This window comes from Erwinia sp., from assembly GCF_049696395.1.
In the GTDB taxonomy this organism is placed as follows: domain Bacteria; phylum Pseudomonadota; class Gammaproteobacteria; order Enterobacterales; family Enterobacteriaceae; genus Erwinia.
On sequence record NZ_JBAVTT010000171.1, the window covers coordinates 22,452 to 36,364 of the forward strand.

The 13,913-nt window shown below is 51.5% G+C and carries 17 protein-coding genes; 10 read left to right on the forward strand and 7 right to left on the reverse strand.

What is annotated here, in order from left to right:
• Positions 1-146 precede the first annotated feature (146 nt).
• The 3 genes from pgsA to uvrY form a co-directional block, all read right to left on the reverse strand.
• Positions 147-695 (reverse strand): CDP-diacylglycerol--glycerol-3-phosphate 3-phosphatidyltransferase, encoded by a 549-nt coding sequence (gene pgsA, locus WCC56_RS19880; RefSeq protein WP_424694047.1) that lies wholly within the window; start codon positions 693-695, stop codon positions 147-149.
• 71 nt (positions 696-766) lie between these two features.
• Positions 767-2,599 carry an excinuclease ABC subunit UvrC gene (uvrC, locus tag WCC56_RS19885; protein ID WP_424694048.1) on the reverse strand — a complete coding sequence of 611 codons (1,833 nt, stop codon included), beginning with the start codon at positions 2,597-2,599 and terminating at the stop codon, positions 767-769.
• Positions 2,592-3,251: a UvrY/SirA/GacA family response regulator transcription factor gene (uvrY, locus tag WCC56_RS19890; protein ID WP_424694049.1), complete on the reverse strand. Its 660-nt coding sequence runs from the start codon at positions 3,249-3,251 to the stop codon at positions 2,592-2,594. Before uvrY ends, uvrC begins: the two co-directional genes overlap by 8 nt.
• 240 nt (positions 3,252-3,491) lie before the next feature.
• Here uvrY and WCC56_RS19895 point away from each other — a divergent pair, with 240 nt between their 5' ends.
• Together WCC56_RS19895 and WCC56_RS19900 are read left to right on the forward strand one after the other, a co-directional pair.
• Positions 3,492-3,716 carry a DUF2594 family protein gene (locus WCC56_RS19895; RefSeq protein ID WP_424694050.1) on the forward strand — a complete coding sequence of 75 codons (225 nt, stop codon included), beginning with the start codon at positions 3,492-3,494 and terminating at the stop codon, positions 3,714-3,716.
• 81 nt (positions 3,717-3,797) lie between these two features.
• Positions 3,798-4,136: a GlpM family protein gene (locus WCC56_RS19900; protein ID WP_424694081.1), complete on the forward strand. Its 339-nt coding sequence runs from the start codon at positions 3,798-3,800 to the stop codon at positions 4,134-4,136.
• Here WCC56_RS19900 and WCC56_RS19905 read toward each other — a convergent pair.
• Both WCC56_RS19905 and sdiA read right to left on the reverse strand, forming a co-directional pair.
• A complete protein-coding gene (locus WCC56_RS19905) occupies positions 4,133-4,759 on the reverse strand; it encodes an acyl-homoserine-lactone synthase (RefSeq protein ID WP_424694082.1) in 627 nt (208 codons plus the stop codon). The two genes, WCC56_RS19900 and WCC56_RS19905, sit on opposite strands and share 4 nt — an antisense overlap.
• A 128-nt stretch (positions 4,760-4,887) precedes the next feature.
• Entirely contained in the window at positions 4,888-5,610 is a 723-nt protein-coding gene (gene sdiA, locus WCC56_RS19910) for a transcriptional regulator SdiA (RefSeq protein ID WP_424694051.1), read from the reverse strand.
• 695 nt (positions 5,611-6,305) lie between these two features.
• Here sdiA and WCC56_RS19915 point away from each other — a divergent pair.
• Both WCC56_RS19915 and WCC56_RS19920 read left to right on the forward strand, forming a co-directional pair.
• Positions 6,306-6,521 (forward strand): hypothetical protein, encoded by a 216-nt coding sequence (locus tag WCC56_RS19915; RefSeq protein ID WP_424694083.1) that lies wholly within the window; start codon positions 6,306-6,308, stop codon positions 6,519-6,521.
• Complete coding sequence (locus WCC56_RS19920) at positions 6,484-6,972, forward strand: DUF4396 domain-containing protein (RefSeq protein ID WP_424694052.1); 489 nt, start codon at positions 6,484-6,486, stop codon at positions 6,970-6,972. Before WCC56_RS19915 ends, WCC56_RS19920 begins: the two co-directional genes overlap by 38 nt.
• Here WCC56_RS19920 and WCC56_RS19925 read toward each other — a convergent pair.
• Positions 6,969-7,667, reverse strand: coding sequence for an extensin family protein (locus WCC56_RS19925; protein WP_424694053.1), 699 nt, complete (start codon positions 7,665-7,667; stop codon positions 6,969-6,971). The two genes, WCC56_RS19920 and WCC56_RS19925, sit on opposite strands and share 4 nt — an antisense overlap.
• Positions 7,668-7,875: 208 nt before the next feature.
• On the opposite strand from WCC56_RS19925, the gene cycA reads away from it, so the two are divergent.
• Positions 7,876-9,270, forward strand: a complete 1,395-nt coding sequence (gene cycA, locus WCC56_RS19930) for a D-serine/D-alanine/glycine transporter (RefSeq protein WP_424694054.1) — start codon at positions 7,876-7,878, stop codon at positions 9,268-9,270.
• A gap of 33 nt (positions 9,271-9,303) precedes the next feature.
• Here the strand turns inward: cycA and rutR are convergent, their stop codons facing one another.
• Positions 9,304-9,969 carry an HTH-type transcriptional regulator RutR gene (gene rutR, locus WCC56_RS19935; protein WP_424694055.1) on the reverse strand — a complete coding sequence of 222 codons (666 nt, stop codon included), beginning with the start codon at positions 9,967-9,969 and terminating at the stop codon, positions 9,304-9,306.
• A 279-nt stretch (positions 9,970-10,248) separates the two neighbouring features.
• Between rutR and rutA the strand changes: the two genes are divergently transcribed.
• The 5 genes from rutA to WCC56_RS19960 are packed head-to-tail and all read left to right on the forward strand — an operon-like array spanning position 10,249 to position 13,903.
• Positions 10,249-11,340: a pyrimidine utilization protein A gene (gene rutA / locus WCC56_RS19940; protein ID WP_424694056.1), complete on the forward strand. Its 1,092-nt coding sequence runs from the start codon at positions 10,249-10,251 to the stop codon at positions 11,338-11,340.
• Entirely contained in the window at positions 11,340-12,086 is a 747-nt protein-coding gene (rutB, locus tag WCC56_RS19945; protein WP_424694057.1) for a pyrimidine utilization protein B, read from the forward strand. Before rutA ends, rutB begins: the two co-directional genes overlap by 1 nt.
• A 28-nt stretch (positions 12,087-12,114) precedes the next feature.
• Positions 12,115-12,501, forward strand: coding sequence for a pyrimidine utilization protein C (gene rutC / locus WCC56_RS19950; protein WP_424694058.1), 387 nt, complete (start codon positions 12,115-12,117; stop codon positions 12,499-12,501).
• 11 nt (positions 12,502-12,512) lie between these two features.
• Positions 12,513-13,328, forward strand: coding sequence for a pyrimidine utilization protein D (gene rutD / locus WCC56_RS19955; protein ID WP_424694059.1), 816 nt, complete (start codon positions 12,513-12,515; stop codon positions 13,326-13,328).
• Entirely contained in the window at positions 13,313-13,903 is a 591-nt protein-coding gene (locus tag WCC56_RS19960; protein ID WP_424694060.1) for a malonic semialdehyde reductase, read from the forward strand. The genes rutD and WCC56_RS19960 overlap by 16 nt, the downstream gene beginning before the upstream one ends.
• Positions 13,904-13,913 lie beyond the last annotated feature (10 nt).

Genomic DNA, 13,913 nt, shown 5'->3' on the forward strand with positions numbered 1-13,913 from the left:
TGCGATAATCGCAGAACTTGCTGATTTACTTTATCTTCTGGCAGACCAGCTGCCTTTCGATGCGTTGCATTCTACTGACCTGGAGAAATGAGTCAACACAATTATCCTCACTTTCTGTCCGTTTGCTGCTTTTTGAATCGCATCGATCACTGTTCAAACAAATCCCCGCGCGAAGCGTTGAGATACTGGAACATCGACCAGAAAGTCAGCACGGCAGCAATGTACAATGCAACCACACCCATTCCCACTACGGTGCTGTCCGGACGCCACAGCAAAGCAAACAGCGACAACATCTGTGCGGTCGTTTTCACTTTGCCAATCCAGGAAACGGCCACGCTGCTGCGTTTGCCAATTTCAGCCATCCATTCACGCAATGCAGAGATAATAATCTCACGGGCGATCATCGTCGCCGCTGGCAAGGTAATCCACCATGAGTGGAAATACTCGGCAACCAGCACCAAAGCCATCGCGACCATCACTTTATCCGCTACCGGGTCAAGAAACGCACCAAATCGGGTCGTTTGCTTCCAGCGGCGGGCCAGATAGCCATCGAACCAGTCGGTGATCGCGGCAAAGATGAAGATCAACGCACATACAAGCGGAGCCCATTCAAATGGCAGGTAAAAAGCCAGTACAAAGAACGGGATCAAAACGACACGAAACAGGGTAAGTAAGGTCGGAATATTAAAATGCATAGGTACGCTAACTGTTTGGGCAGAGTAGAATTTGTCCCTATGTTCCTACATTGCTCCAGGGGTTGCAATGCTTAGTGTTTCAGCGAATAAAAGATTTTCTCCGCCAACAGCTGGGAAATACCAGGGACTTTCGCAATTTCATCCACCGAGGCATTCATCAACGGTTGCAGGCCGCCCATATACTTAAGCAGCATCTGCCGACGCTTAGGACCAATCCCTTCAATTGTTTCCAGTGCACTGGTGTTCTTCACTTTAGCCCGCTTATTGCGGTGGCCCGTAATTGCATGATTGTGAGAGTCGTCACGAATATGCTGAAGAACATGCAGCGCCGGGGAGTCCGGTGGCAGGTTAAAACCCTCCCCTTCTGGTTCAAAGAACAGCGTCTCCAGTCCGGCTTTACGATCGGTGCCTTTGGCAATGCCTAATAAAATCGGCCGATCTTTATCCCAGGCAACATCCAGTTCGGCGAAGACATTTTTTGCCTGGCCTAACTGCCCTTTCCCCCCGTCAATCAGGATCACATCCGGAACTTTGCTCTCTTCAAGGTCTTTGCCATATCGGCGACGAAGCACCTGGTTCATCGCGGCATAGTCATCTCCCGGCGTGATACCGGTAATGTTATAGCGACGATACTCGGCACGCAGTGGGCCATTACGATCAAATACCACGCAGGACGCCACGGTTTGCTCGCCCATGGTATGACTGATATCAAAACACTCCATCCGGTTAATCTCAGGCAGGTCGAGGATCTCCCCAAGCGCCTTCAATCGCTGATGAATAGTCGACTGCTGAGAAAGCTTACTGACCAGAGCCGTGCTGGCATTGGTTCGCGCCAGCTTCAGGTAACGTGCGCGGTCGCCACGGGGTTTGCTTTGAATTGAGACTTTACGCCCGGCCAGCTCAGTCAGTGAATCAGCCAGCAGATCTTTTTCCGGCAAGGTAAAGTCGAGCAGGATGTCGGTTGGCAAGGTGCGAGCCTGACTGCCCTGCAGGTAGAACTGCCCGACAAAAGTCTGCACAACTTCCGCCAGCTCAGTGCCATTAGGCACTTTCGGGAAATAGCTGCGGCTGCCCAGCACCTTACCCTGACGGATAAACAGGACATGCAGACAAGCCATTCCGTTATCAAATGCTACGCCAATAACATCCAGATCATCCCCATTATTGGAGACGAACTGACGTTCAGTTACCCGGCGTACCGCTTGTATTTGATCCCGCAGACGGGCTGCTTCCTCAAATTTCAGGCTGATGCTGGCGCTTTCCATGCGGGAAACCAGCTGATTCAGCACCTGATCGTCCTTGCCGGAGAGAAACAGCCGCACGTATTCAATCTGCTGGGCGTACTCTTCTTCAGTAACCAGACCGCTAACACAGGGGCCAAGGCACCGACCAATCTGGTATTGCAGGCACGGACGTGAACGGTTGCGGTAAACGCTGTTTTCACACTGCCGTACCGGAAAGATCTTCTGTAACAACGACAGCGTTTCCCGCACGGCATAGCCGTTTGGAAAGGGGCCGAAGTATTCGCCTTTGGCGTGTTTAGCACCGCGATGGCTTGCCAGGCGAGGATGCGCATCCGCACTTAAAAAGATGTAGGGATAGGATTTATCATCACGCAACAGCACGTTGTAGCGTGGCTGATAGAGCTTGATGTAGTTATGTTCCAGCAGCAGCGCTTCGGTTTCGGTATGGGTTACCGTGACATCAATCTGCCGGATAGCCTCTACCAGCGCTTCCGTCTTACGGCTGCCAAGATTGCCGCGGAAATAGCTGGTAAGCCTTTTTTTCAGATCTTTGGCTTTGCCGACATAGATAACCGTGCCACCTGCATCATACATGCGATAAACGCCTGGCTGGCTGGTAACCGATTTCAGGAAGGATTTAGCATCAAACTGTTCATTCACTACTGATTAACGACTCCGCATTGAACAAGCCATGACGAATGGCCAGGTGCGTTAACTCAACGTCACCGCTAATGTTGAGCTTGCTGAACATGCGGTAACGGTAGCTGTTAACGGTTTTAGGGCTCAGATTCAGTTGCTCGGAAATGTCGGCAACTTTCTGACCCTTGGTGATCATCAGCATAATCTGCAATTCGCGTTCCGACAAACTGTCGAACGGCGAGTCCGTAGTATTCGGTTCGATCTGGCTGAGCGCCATTTGCTGAGCAATATCTGAAGCGATATAACGCTGACCAGAGTTGACCTGGCGAATGGCATTGACCACTTCCTGAGGGGCTGCACCTTTGCTGAGATAACCTGAAGCCCCGGCTTGCATCACTTTAGCCGGCAGCGGATTCTCGGTATGAATCGTTAGCATAATCACTTTAATGTCCGGATTGTAGCGCACAATTTTACGCGTGGCTTCCAGCCCGCCAATACCTGGCATATTCATGTCCATCAACACCACGTTCGCACTGTTGGCACGACACCACTTCACCGCATCTTCGCCGCAGTTTGCCTCTCCGGTCACCTGGAAACCTTTTATATCTTCCAGTATTCGACGGATACCGGCGCGGACCAGTTCATGGTCATCAACAAGAAAAACGCTAATCAAAAAGGTCTCTCCAAGTGGGCACTACCAGAGTGGATCAGGATGCTTAAGGAGGCCGGATCTTACCTCTTTTTAGCCGCTGATTGAACTGAAATAATAGACTTTGTCCGGTGAAAGCATTTCACGTGACCCGCTGTCGCTGTGGCTTCTCAGCCCGGGTTATGTGATATACTTGTTATCGATTTACATTTTCAACGCCGGGCGTGAACCGCGTTGAATTGATGATGACAACAAGGAGAAATCATGAGCAACACTGACTTTTCAACCAGCCAAGAAGCCAAAACTCTGTCAGAAGAAATGGCCTGTATGAAAGCACTCGTTACCTTCATGTTAAAAGGGATGGGACAAGCCGATGCCGGCAAAGTCATCATTAATATGGAAAGGTATATTGATCAATTGACCGATCAGCAGCAGGCTGACGTGTTCAGCAGCACCATTAAGCAGATTAAACAGGCTTATCGCCAATAATTTTATCTGCCACGCCTTAGCCCATTGCTTTTCCTTCAGCGTTGTAACATGGTTACCTTTTCTCTTGAGCTGAACGGAACAATGGGCTTACTTTTCAAAGCGGTACTCGGTGCGCTGGTCGTCGTGCTGATCGGGATGTTATCGAAGACCCGCAACTATTACATCGCTGGCCTTCTCCCTCTGTTTCCCACCTTCGCGCTGATTGCTCACTACATTGTGGCCAGCGACCGTGGCATTGAAGCGCTGCGCACCACGATCGTTTTTGGTATGTGGGCCATCATTCCCTATTTCGTCTATCTGCTTTCACTCTGGTATTTTGTCAGCATGATGCGTTTACCCTATGCGTTAAGCAGTGCGGTTGCCTGTTGGTGCCTGGCCGCCTGGCTGCTGATTACGCTGTGGGCGAAGTGGCACGCTTAGCGGCCTCTTGCGCTCCAACTGACGGAAACACCCAAAGTGGGTAACACTTCTTCCGGACTGAAACGGCGCGCACCTTGAAACTTCTCCGCCAGCTGTGGCTGATTCACCGGGATCCTGACGGCAAACAGATTGTCTTCAGACTGGATGACGCCAGCATTTAAAGGCTCGTAAACCACCTGATGCTGTTCGAACATCTGTTCCAGCATCGGCGTAGCGGCACTGTAGAGATACTCAATCCCCGACTGCTCCGCCAGCTGCACGCTATGCCATAAAATGCTCAAGGGCAGCTCAACATCAATGTCCAGCTTCGCCGAAAAGCGCGACATTTCCCAAACAGGAACCTCGGCCGGGCTTTTTTTCTCACCAGGCTCAAGAATTGCGCCTGTTTCAGGATCCTGCCACTGCATCAGCCGCGCACAACCGCAGATACCATGCTGAGCTTTCCAGGCAATCAGCCAAACCACATCAGAGCGATCGAAACGATCGTACTCCTGGCCAGGCGTGCTAAGACGAGAAGGGATTGACCACCCTTCCCCGCGGGCAAAAACGTTGTAACGGTAACTTCCCAGTTCTGCCAGCAATGAGGACGGCATATCCCTGAGCTTTGTTTGGATAATTTTCATCATTGATCCCCTATCGCATTCCCTCGTGAACGCCGCTCCTCACGGCTAGATCAGGGTTGTCACCCTGCGCGCAGGGTAGACAACCGATTAACATTACGAAACTACCAAATCTGGTAGTTGCATCTCCCTCAAAGTAGACCGATTGCGGCTGCGTAAGAGGCCACCTGGGTTTTGTTGGGTGCATTGAACCTCTTTTGCATTTTTTTCTGATGGAAATTGACCGTATTCTCTGAAATCGACAGGATCAGCGATATTTCTGCTGAGGTTTTTCCTTCCGCCGTCCATTTGAGTATCTCCAGCTCCCGCTGGCTTAATTCCATGTTCATGATCGACATGGAAATATCTTTCACTTGTTGTAACGCCTCCATAATCAGCACCGATAAACACTGAAGCTTAAGTTGCTTTTCTGGCGTTAACATTATCTTTTCGAAAGTTTTACCTGATGCCATTGATAATATACCAATGGATCTATTTTTCGCCATTGCACAGGCTGAAAATCCGCTTTGAATGCCATACTCTTTAGCCGCCTCAAACACTTTTTGACCACTGCGGCTAAGAGGTTCATCCCATAACAATATTTTACCTGGGATCTGGCAATTTTCGATAACGGGGTCTATCGCAGCAAAATTCCCTTTCTGGTACGCTTTGACCCACTTTTTAGGGTAGCTGGTGTAAATGAAAATTTTCGGTCGGGTGAAAGGCACAGGATGACGAATATAGAGTGCATAAAAGTCAAATCCCAACTCGAGCGCCTGCTGCTCGATGAGTGCTGTAATCTCCGACAAATCTGTCACATTCAGGAATGCAAGCTGTATTTTTTCACGCCAACTGAAATAGCTATCAGAAGTCATTAATTCCTCATCGTGGATACGACGAACGCCCCAAATTTTGCTTATAATTTTCGGTGGTGTGGGAAAAAATGAATTAAAACGAGAAAAAAAATTAATGTAAAAATTAATTTTTCCTTCAGGTGATAATAACCTTAATTACCGATATATGCATCCAACGAATGAAGAGCAGAATCCTCATTCATTAAAAGCGCTGTCAATTTAATTTATAAAAGAACAAAAAAGAGTGTTTACATGGCGCTCAAAAGGCTAAAAATCAAGCCTTGCTCCGCGAATTCATTCACCCAATTAGAATAGGATTTTTCCTGAAAACATTCAATATTTATGACCACCCTGTCAGCAGTAATCCCTGCTAAAGTTTTACTGAATAGTCGAAGTTCCTCGATTCATCGCGCCCTCGCCCACCCAACAAAAATACGCATATCAAATTGAAATAAATCAGTTTTATCTTATTTCATGTCAATATTTGCCTTTACGTTTAATCATCAACATATCTGCAGCGAACACAGGGTACCCTTCAAATCATCAGGGTTTTATCAGCGCAATCTGTTTTTCATCCTGAATTGCCGGGATTGGCCAGGGTGAATTTGTCTTACCTCTCGTTGGCTTTCGAACGGCAGAGAACCATAATCTAGCTGACTGAATGGAGGTAATAGAACAGACCTCCCTCTACGCATTATGCCGATAAGGAAATAGTGATGTTAGACAGACTCGCGATGGTGTTTATCCTGTTAGGTGCTTGTACTTCCCTGATGATTATCAAAGACATCCTCCGTCGCCCGCTTCCGGTACGGATTATGAATCTGGTGTGGCCGATTACAGGCCTCTATATGCCGTTTTTTGGCTGGCTGGCCTGGAGGTTTTTTTGCACGAAAAATGTCCCCAGTTTCTCAGCTGCACCTCAATCGCGGTAAGCAGCAGCCCGAGTTAAAACAAATTTTCTCCTCTACCAGCCACTGCGCCGCCGGCTGCGCACTGGGTGATATAGGTGCTATTCCGATAATTTCAATGATGAACGACATCCCTTTTCACTCTTTGCTGATCTCTCACGCTATTCTGTCGCTGGTTTTATCGCTGTTTTTTGGGGTGCTTTTGCAATTTTTCGCGCTGCGTCAAATAGAAGGCTTCTCTCTATTTCGTGCGCTGTGGCGGGCAATTAAAACCGATATTTTTTCGCCGATCGTTTATCAGGCTGGGATGTCCCTCTATCTGGAGCTGGCGTTTCGCTTTATTTTGCAGGGTCAGATTGAACCGCGACTGCTGACCTTCTGGTTTATGTTGCAAATTGCCTTACTGTTCGGTTTTGTCTTCGCCTGGCCAGCGAACCGGTTTCTTCTGCAACGAGGGATTAAACCCGTCATCTAAAGGCAATATCCTCTTCCCCGCATGCCAAGATGAAAGTGATTGGCATGCGCCGCGTTGTAGTCAGGACCAATCGAGTTGCCATAAAACTGGCAACTTTGTTGAAAAATCTGGTGCAACCACTGCGAGCCAGACCCCTGACGTGGCCACTCTTTCAGCACGCTAATCTGTTGACCGTTGGCCAGCCTGAAACCGGAGAGATCCAGTGCCTCTGCCGTGGCATGTTCGCTTAACCTGCCCTCCGCCCGATGATAGATATTCCGGCACGCGTAACTCCCAAGATGGTCGATGCGTGCCAGAGGCGATCCCAATTCTGCTGCGGCCAGCGGCTTAGCCTTCTGAGTCACAAACATCGTGGTGCTGACGGCTAAAGAACAGCTGGCCAGAAAACTTGAGCTCAGGCGCACATCACCAAAACTCTGCACTCTGATGGGATCGGGTAAGGGACAAGTGCCGGATGTGGGCGCTGGTTGGCTGAAGCGAAGGTAGCCCTGTTGCTGAGCCCGTTGTAAAACCGCCAGACAGGCTTGCGGATCACCCGCCAGGCGCTTGAGTTTATAGCGGGTGATAAAGCCAGGCGAGTCCGTCATTTCTAAAGGCGTGAAGGGGTTCCAGGCTGACGGCAGATGCTGCTCAAACCAGGGCGTTATGGCCACCAGCAGCAGCAAAATACCGGCAACAATCAACAATGCTTTCATCTGATAAATCCTCTCCCCGCCAGCTAAGCTCCAGATCCGTCAGGCTTTCGTCTGGCCGAAATCAGAATTAAACAGTGTAGCGGCGTTTTTGTGCAATCGGTCCGGTTATACCGAACTTTACCTGCCATTCCGGGGCTTTTACGTTAAGATTTGCGCCGTAAAAGCCTTCAGAGCTTACATAACATCACGTAAAGGACATGAAATCGTTATGGTTGACCAATCAAAAGAGACGCTTCTCACTGAAGAAGCCCCGGGCGAGCTCCGGCGAACCTTGCACAATCGTCATATCCAGCTCATCGCCCTTGGGGGAGCTATCGGCACAGGCCTGTTTATGGGCTCCGGTAAAACCATCAGTCTGGCTGGCCCGTCGATCATTTTTGTTTATATGATCATCGGCTTTATGCTGTTTTTCGTTATGCGTGCCATGGGCGAACTCCTGCTGTCGAATCTGGAGTATAAGTCGTTCAGTGATTTCGCCGCCGATCTGCTGGGTCCCTGGGCCGGCTATTTTACCGGCTGGACTTACTGGTTCTGCTGGGTGGTGACCGGCATCGCCGATGTGGTGGCCATCAGCTCTTACTTCCAGCTCTGGTTCCCTGATTTTTCAATCTGGATGAGCGCCCTGCTGTGCATTGCAGTGTTCCTGTCACTGAACATCGCTACGGTGAAACTGTTCGGCGAGATGGAGTTCTGGTTCGCCATTATCAAAATTGTTGCCATTGTGGCGCTGATTGCGACAGGGATTGTGCTGGTTGCCCTGCATTACCCTTCCCCGGGCGGCGGCAAGGCTGCCATCAGCAATATCTGGGATCATGGCGGCATGTTCCCGAAAGGCCTGAGCGGCTTCTTTGCCGGGTTCCAGATTGCGGTATTCGCCTTTGTCGGCATTGAACTGGTGGGTACAGCGGCCGCTGAAACCCACGATCCTAAAAAGGTTCTGCCACGCGCTATTAACGCCATTCCGCTGCGTATTATTATGTTTTACGTGCTCGCGTTACTGGTGATCATGGCCGTTACCCCATGGAACAGCGTGGTTGCGGACCGCAGCCCGTTCGTTGAGATGTTTATGCTGATTGGCTTACCAGCGGCTGCCAGTATCGTTAACTTTGTGGTGCTGACCTCGGCGGCCTCTTCTGCCAACAGCGGCATCTTCTCCACCAGCCGCATGTTGTATGGCCTGTCGCAGCAGGGGGTGGCGCACCGCCGCTTCGGCATGCTTTCCAGCCGTGCTGTGCCAACCACTGGCCTGTTCTTCTCTTGCCTGTGTTTGCTGGCTGGCGTTGCCTTGATTTACCTGATCCCGAACGTGATGCAGGTGTTTACCCTGGTCACCACCGTTTCGGCGATCCTGTTTATGTTTGTCTGGACGATTATTCTTTGTTCTTATCTGGCATACCGTAAAAAACGCCCTGAGCTGCATGCTGAGTCCAGCTATAAAATGCCTCTGGGCAAGTTTATGTGCTGGGTGTGCATCGCCTTCTTTGCGTTTGTGTTGGTACTGCTGACGCTGCAAGAGGATACCCGTCAGGCGCTGATGGTGACGCCGATCTGGTTTATCCTGTTGGGGATTGGCTGGTGGTTACGCCAGAGAAAACAAGCTTAAATGTTGCCGGTGGGCCGCACGGCCCACCTCTACTTAACGTACACGTATCCCTTCGATCACCATCCGCTGCACGTTCTCCACCGTCTGGTTGAAAAATCCTTCATCATTTAACGTCTGCCCAGTCACCGCTTCTACCTGAGTTGAAAAATCTGCATAGTGCTGTGTCGTGGCCCAGAGCATAAAGATCAAATGGTGGGGCTCTACAGCCGCCAGTTTACCCTGATTTATCCAGCCTTCGATCACCGCAGATTTCTCATCTACCAGCCCTTTCAGATCGCCTTCCAGCTCCCCCTTAAGCAAAGGTGCTCCCTGTAGCATCTCCATGCAGAACAGGCGGGAAGCCTGCGGATAATCTCGTGACACTTCCAGTTTAAGCCTGATGTAGTCCCTGATGGCGACCAGCGGCTGTTGATCTTCCCTCAACGCGCGCAGCGGAGCCAGCCAGATATCGAGAATATCTTTCAACACCGCAATATACAGCGCTTCTTTTGACGGGAAATAATAGAGCAGGTTAGTTTTAGAGACGTCTGCCCCTTCTGCCACTTTATCCAGACTGGTGCCATGCACGCCATACTGGGAAAACAGCGCCAGTGCCGCAGTGAGGATCGCCGTGCGTTTCGCTGCTACTGCACGAGAGCGTCTTGTTGGCGCTTTCACCGATGTCTTATCTGTAGAATTCACTGAGACCTCATGATCCATGTGGGTTGCCAGGATAATAGCAAAACCCCTCGTCCAGGCCTAATGCACTTAAATTGACCACGATGCCTGCTTTTTGTGCACATAATTTTTACCAAATGGTCTGTTTCAGACCAAACACTCCAGATCACTTTAACCCAAATCGTTCAATGCCATGATTGCTATGCCTTTTTATAAACTGGCACAGCGCTTGCAATGAGTTCAGCAAGCGCCGCTTCAGGGAGAGTGCAGGAAGCACTGCAGCGCAGAACTTTACCCTAACGCACACCCAGAGGTATCCCAATGAAAATCGGCGTCTTTATCCCAATTGGCAACAACGGCTGGCTGATCTCCACCAACGCGCCGCAGTACATGCCTACCTTTGAACTGAACAAAGCGATTGTGCAGAAAGCCGAGCATTATCACTTCGACTTTGCGCTGTCGATGATCAAACTGCGTGGCTTTGGCGGAAAGACCGAGTTCTGGGATCACAATCTTGAATCCTTCACCCTGATGGCTGGCCTGGCTGCCGTGACCTCTCGCATCGAAATTTATGCCACGGCCGCCACCCTGACACTGCCTCCCGCGATTGTCGCCAGAATGGCCTCTACCGTAGATTCCATTTCCAATGGCCGCTTCGGGGTTAACCTGGTGACCGGCTGGCAGAAACCTGAATACGAACAAATGGGGATCTGGCCAGGTGATGAATACTTCGCTCGCCGCTATGACTACCTGACCGAATACGTCTCGGTATTGAAAGACCTGTGGGGCACCGGTAAATCCGATCTTAAAGGTGAGTTCTTCACCATGAACGATTGCCGCCTCAGCCCGCAGCCACAGAAGCCAATCAAGGTGATCTGTGCCGGTCAGAGCGATGCCGGCATGGCGTTCTCAGCCAAACATGCTGATTACAACTTCTGCTTCGGCAAAGGGGTGAATACGCCAACCGCCTTCGCCCCTACCGCAACCCGAATGAAAAAAGCGGCCGATGAAGCGGGTCGTGACGTCGGCTCTTACGTGCTGTTTATGATCATTGCCGATGAAACCGACGAAGCTGCCCGCGCGAAGTGGGAACACTACAAAGAAGGGGCCGACGAAGAAGCGCTCTCCTGGCTGACCACCCAAAGCCAGCAGGATAAAACCTCCGGCAGCGATACCAATGTTCGCCAGATGGCTGACCCGACTTCAGCGGTCAACATCAATATGGGCACGCTGGTGGGATCTTACGCCAACGTAGCACGCATGCTGGATGAGGTGGCTACCGTCGAAGGGACTCAGGGCGTGTTGCTGACATTTGATGATTTCTTACAGGGCATTGAGAAATTTGGCGAGCGTATCCAGCCGCTGATGCAGTGCCGCATCGACACCATTGAAGCCGCGAAGGAGGTTGCGTAATGAGCAGTAAAGAGCCCGTAGTTTGCACAACAGCGTCGACTAAAAACGCCCTTACCCTGCCCGCCAGGCCAGAGCCGATTACCTTTCCACCGGAGCAAACTGCGCTGATCGTGGTGGACATGCAAAATGCTTACGCCACAACCGGCGGCTATCTGGATCTGGCTGGTTTCGATGTCTCCGCTACCCGTCCGGTGATCGATAACATCAACGTGGCGGTTAAAGCCGCGCGGGAAGCTGGCATTCAAATTATCTGGTTCCAGAACGGTTGGGACGATCGGTATGTTGAAGCCGGTGGACCAGGCTCGCCAAACTGGCACAAGTCCAATGCGCTGAAAACCATGCGCCAGAATCCTGAACTGGAAGGAAAACTGCTGGCTAAAGGCGGCTGGGATTATGATTTGGTCGATCAGCTGATCCCGCAGCCTGGCGATATCGTGCTGCCCAAGCCTCGCTACAGCGGCTTCTTCAATACTTCCTTAGACAGCATGTTACGGAGCCGCGGCATTCGTCATCTGGTGTTTACCGGCATCGCCACTAACGTCTGCGTTGAATCTACGTTGCGCGATGGTTTCTTCCTTGAGTATTTCGGCATCGTGCTGGAAGACGCGACTTATCAGGCTGGCCCGCTTTTCGCCCAGCAGGCAGCGATCTTCAATATCGAAACGTTCTTCGGCTGGGTTTCAGACGTGTCGACGTTCTGCTCTGCACTGCAAACTCACACTCTGCAGCAACACCAAACGGCCTGATACCTGCAACCTGACTGGAGAACGCACAATGCCTAAAACGATTATTACCCCGCCGGGGACCAGCATTCCGATTGCCCCATTCGTACCAGGTACGCTGGCCGATGGCGTGGTGTATGTCTCGGGCACTTTGCCTTTTGATAAAGACAACAACGTGGTGCACGTTGGCGATGCCGCCGCTCAAACCCGCCATGTGTTGGAAACCATTAAAAGCGTGATTGAAACCGCTGGCGGCACGATGGATGACGTGACCTTCAACTCTATTTTTCTGACTGACTGGAGTAACTACGCCGCAGTGAATACCGTCTATGCCGAGTATTTCCCTGGCGAGAAACCAGCGCGGTTCTGCATTCAGTGTGGTCTGGTAAAACCCGATGCGTTGATCGAGATTGCCAGCGTGGCTCATATCGCTAAGTAGCGGAGGAAGAGATGCATATTGAGCTCTCCGGATCGACCGATCCTCAGGCCAGAACGCTGGTGCTCTCTGCCGGGTTAGGCGGGTTAGCGAATTTCTGGCTGCCCCAGCTAAATGAACTGCGCCAGCACCATCGGGTGGTGGTTTACGATCAGCGCGGAACCGGTCGCAGCCCAGACTCGCTGCCAGAAGGCTACAGCATGCGGGATATGGCGGCTGAATTAGCTGATGAACTGGCTGCGCTGGGAATCGATAGCTATGACGTTATCGGCCATGCACTGGGCGGCATGGTGGCGATGCAGCTGGCGGTCGACTTCCCCGAGCGAGTGTCAAGACTGGTGATTGTTAATGGCTGGCTGAGGCTGAATGCGCATACCCGTCGCTGCTTTACCGTTCGCCAGGAGTTGCTGCTCAATGTAGGTGTTGAAGCCTATGTCCGCGCGCAACCGCTGTTTCTCTATCCAGCTGACTGGCTGGCAGATAATCAGGCCCGAATCGAAGCTGAAGATGCGCTCCACACAGCGCATTTCCAGGGAATGGAGAACCTGCTTCGTCGCCTGACGGCTTTGATGGCCTGTGACTTCACCGAGCTGGCCAGCACCCTCAGCCAGCCGGTGCTGGTGATCTGTTCACAGGATGATTTACTGGTGCCATGGACCTGCTCGCAAACCCTCGTTGAGGCGCTGCCAAATGCCACACTGGAAAAAATGTCCTGGGGCGGTCATGCGATGAGCGTGACCGACAGCAGCACATTTAACCGACTGTTACTGAACTGGCTGAGCGAAACCTCATCCCCTGCTGAACTGGAGCTGTTATGGCAGAAGCCCTGAATTCTCTTGCGTTAGAAACCCTGTTTACCGCTGCCCGTACCCATAATGGCTGGCAGGATCGCCCGATCACTGACGAGCAACTCCATCAGCTGTATGAGCTGGTGAAGATGGGCCCCACGTCGGCTAACTGCAGTCCTGCACGCTTCTGCTTTGTGCGCAGTGAAGAAGGCAAAGCCCGGCTGAAGCCAACGCTCTCCAGCGGCAATCTGGAAAAAACCCTGAGCGCCCCGGCCACGGTGATTGTGGCCTGGGATCCGCAGTTCTTTGACCAGTTACCGCACCTGTTTCCTCATGCCGATGCTAAAGCCTGGTTCACCAGCAGCCCGGCGCTGGCGGAAGAAACGGCTTTCCGCAACAGCTCGCTGCAGGCGGCTTATCTGATCAGCGCCTGTCGTGCAATGGGATTAGACACCGGGCCGATGTCCGGTTTTGACCGCGCGGCAGTAGATGCGGCTTTCTTTGCCGAAAGTGGCTGGAAAAGCAACCTGCTAATCAACATCGGTTATGGCGATGTCAGCAAAGTCTATGCGCGCCTGCCGCGTCTCTCCTTTGCTGATGCCTGCACTCTGGCGTAAGGAACTGATT

Coding starts and splice junctions, on each gene's coding strand:
- pgsA (WP_424694047.1), bottom strand. CDS start 695: ATGCATTTTAATATTCCGACCTTACTTACCCTGTTTCGTGTCGTTTTG.
- WCC56_RS19895 (WP_424694050.1), top strand. CDS start 3,492: ATGAGCAACACTGACTTTTCAACCAGCCAAGAAGCCAAAACTCTGTCA.
- WCC56_RS19900 (WP_424694081.1), top strand. CDS start 3,798: ATGGGCTTACTTTTCAAAGCGGTACTCGGTGCGCTGGTCGTCGTGCTG.
- WCC56_RS19905 (WP_424694082.1), bottom strand. CDS start 4,759: ATGAAAATTATCCAAACAAAGCTCAGGGATATGCCGTCCTCATTGCTG.
- sdiA (WP_424694051.1), bottom strand. CDS start 5,610: ATGACTTCTGATAGCTATTTCAGTTGGCGTGAAAAAATACAGCTTGCA.
- WCC56_RS19915 (WP_424694083.1), top strand. CDS start 6,306: ATGTTAGACAGACTCGCGATGGTGTTTATCCTGTTAGGTGCTTGTACT.
- WCC56_RS19920 (WP_424694052.1), top strand. CDS start 6,484: ATGTCCCCAGTTTCTCAGCTGCACCTCAATCGCGGTAAGCAGCAGCCC.
- WCC56_RS19925 (WP_424694053.1), bottom strand. CDS start 7,667: ATGAAAGCATTGTTGATTGTTGCCGGTATTTTGCTGCTGCTGGTGGCC.
- cycA (WP_424694054.1), top strand. CDS start 7,876: ATGGTTGACCAATCAAAAGAGACGCTTCTCACTGAAGAAGCCCCGGGC.
- rutR (WP_424694055.1), bottom strand. CDS start 9,969: ATGGATCATGAGGTCTCAGTGAATTCTACAGATAAGACATCGGTGAAA.
- rutA (WP_424694056.1), top strand. CDS start 10,249: ATGAAAATCGGCGTCTTTATCCCAATTGGCAACAACGGCTGGCTGATC.
- rutB (WP_424694057.1), top strand. CDS start 11,340: ATGAGCAGTAAAGAGCCCGTAGTTTGCACAACAGCGTCGACTAAAAAC.
- rutC (WP_424694058.1), top strand. CDS start 12,115: ATGCCTAAAACGATTATTACCCCGCCGGGGACCAGCATTCCGATTGCC.
- rutD (WP_424694059.1), top strand. CDS start 12,513: ATGCATATTGAGCTCTCCGGATCGACCGATCCTCAGGCCAGAACGCTG.
- WCC56_RS19960 (WP_424694060.1), top strand. CDS start 13,313: ATGGCAGAAGCCCTGAATTCTCTTGCGTTAGAAACCCTGTTTACCGCT.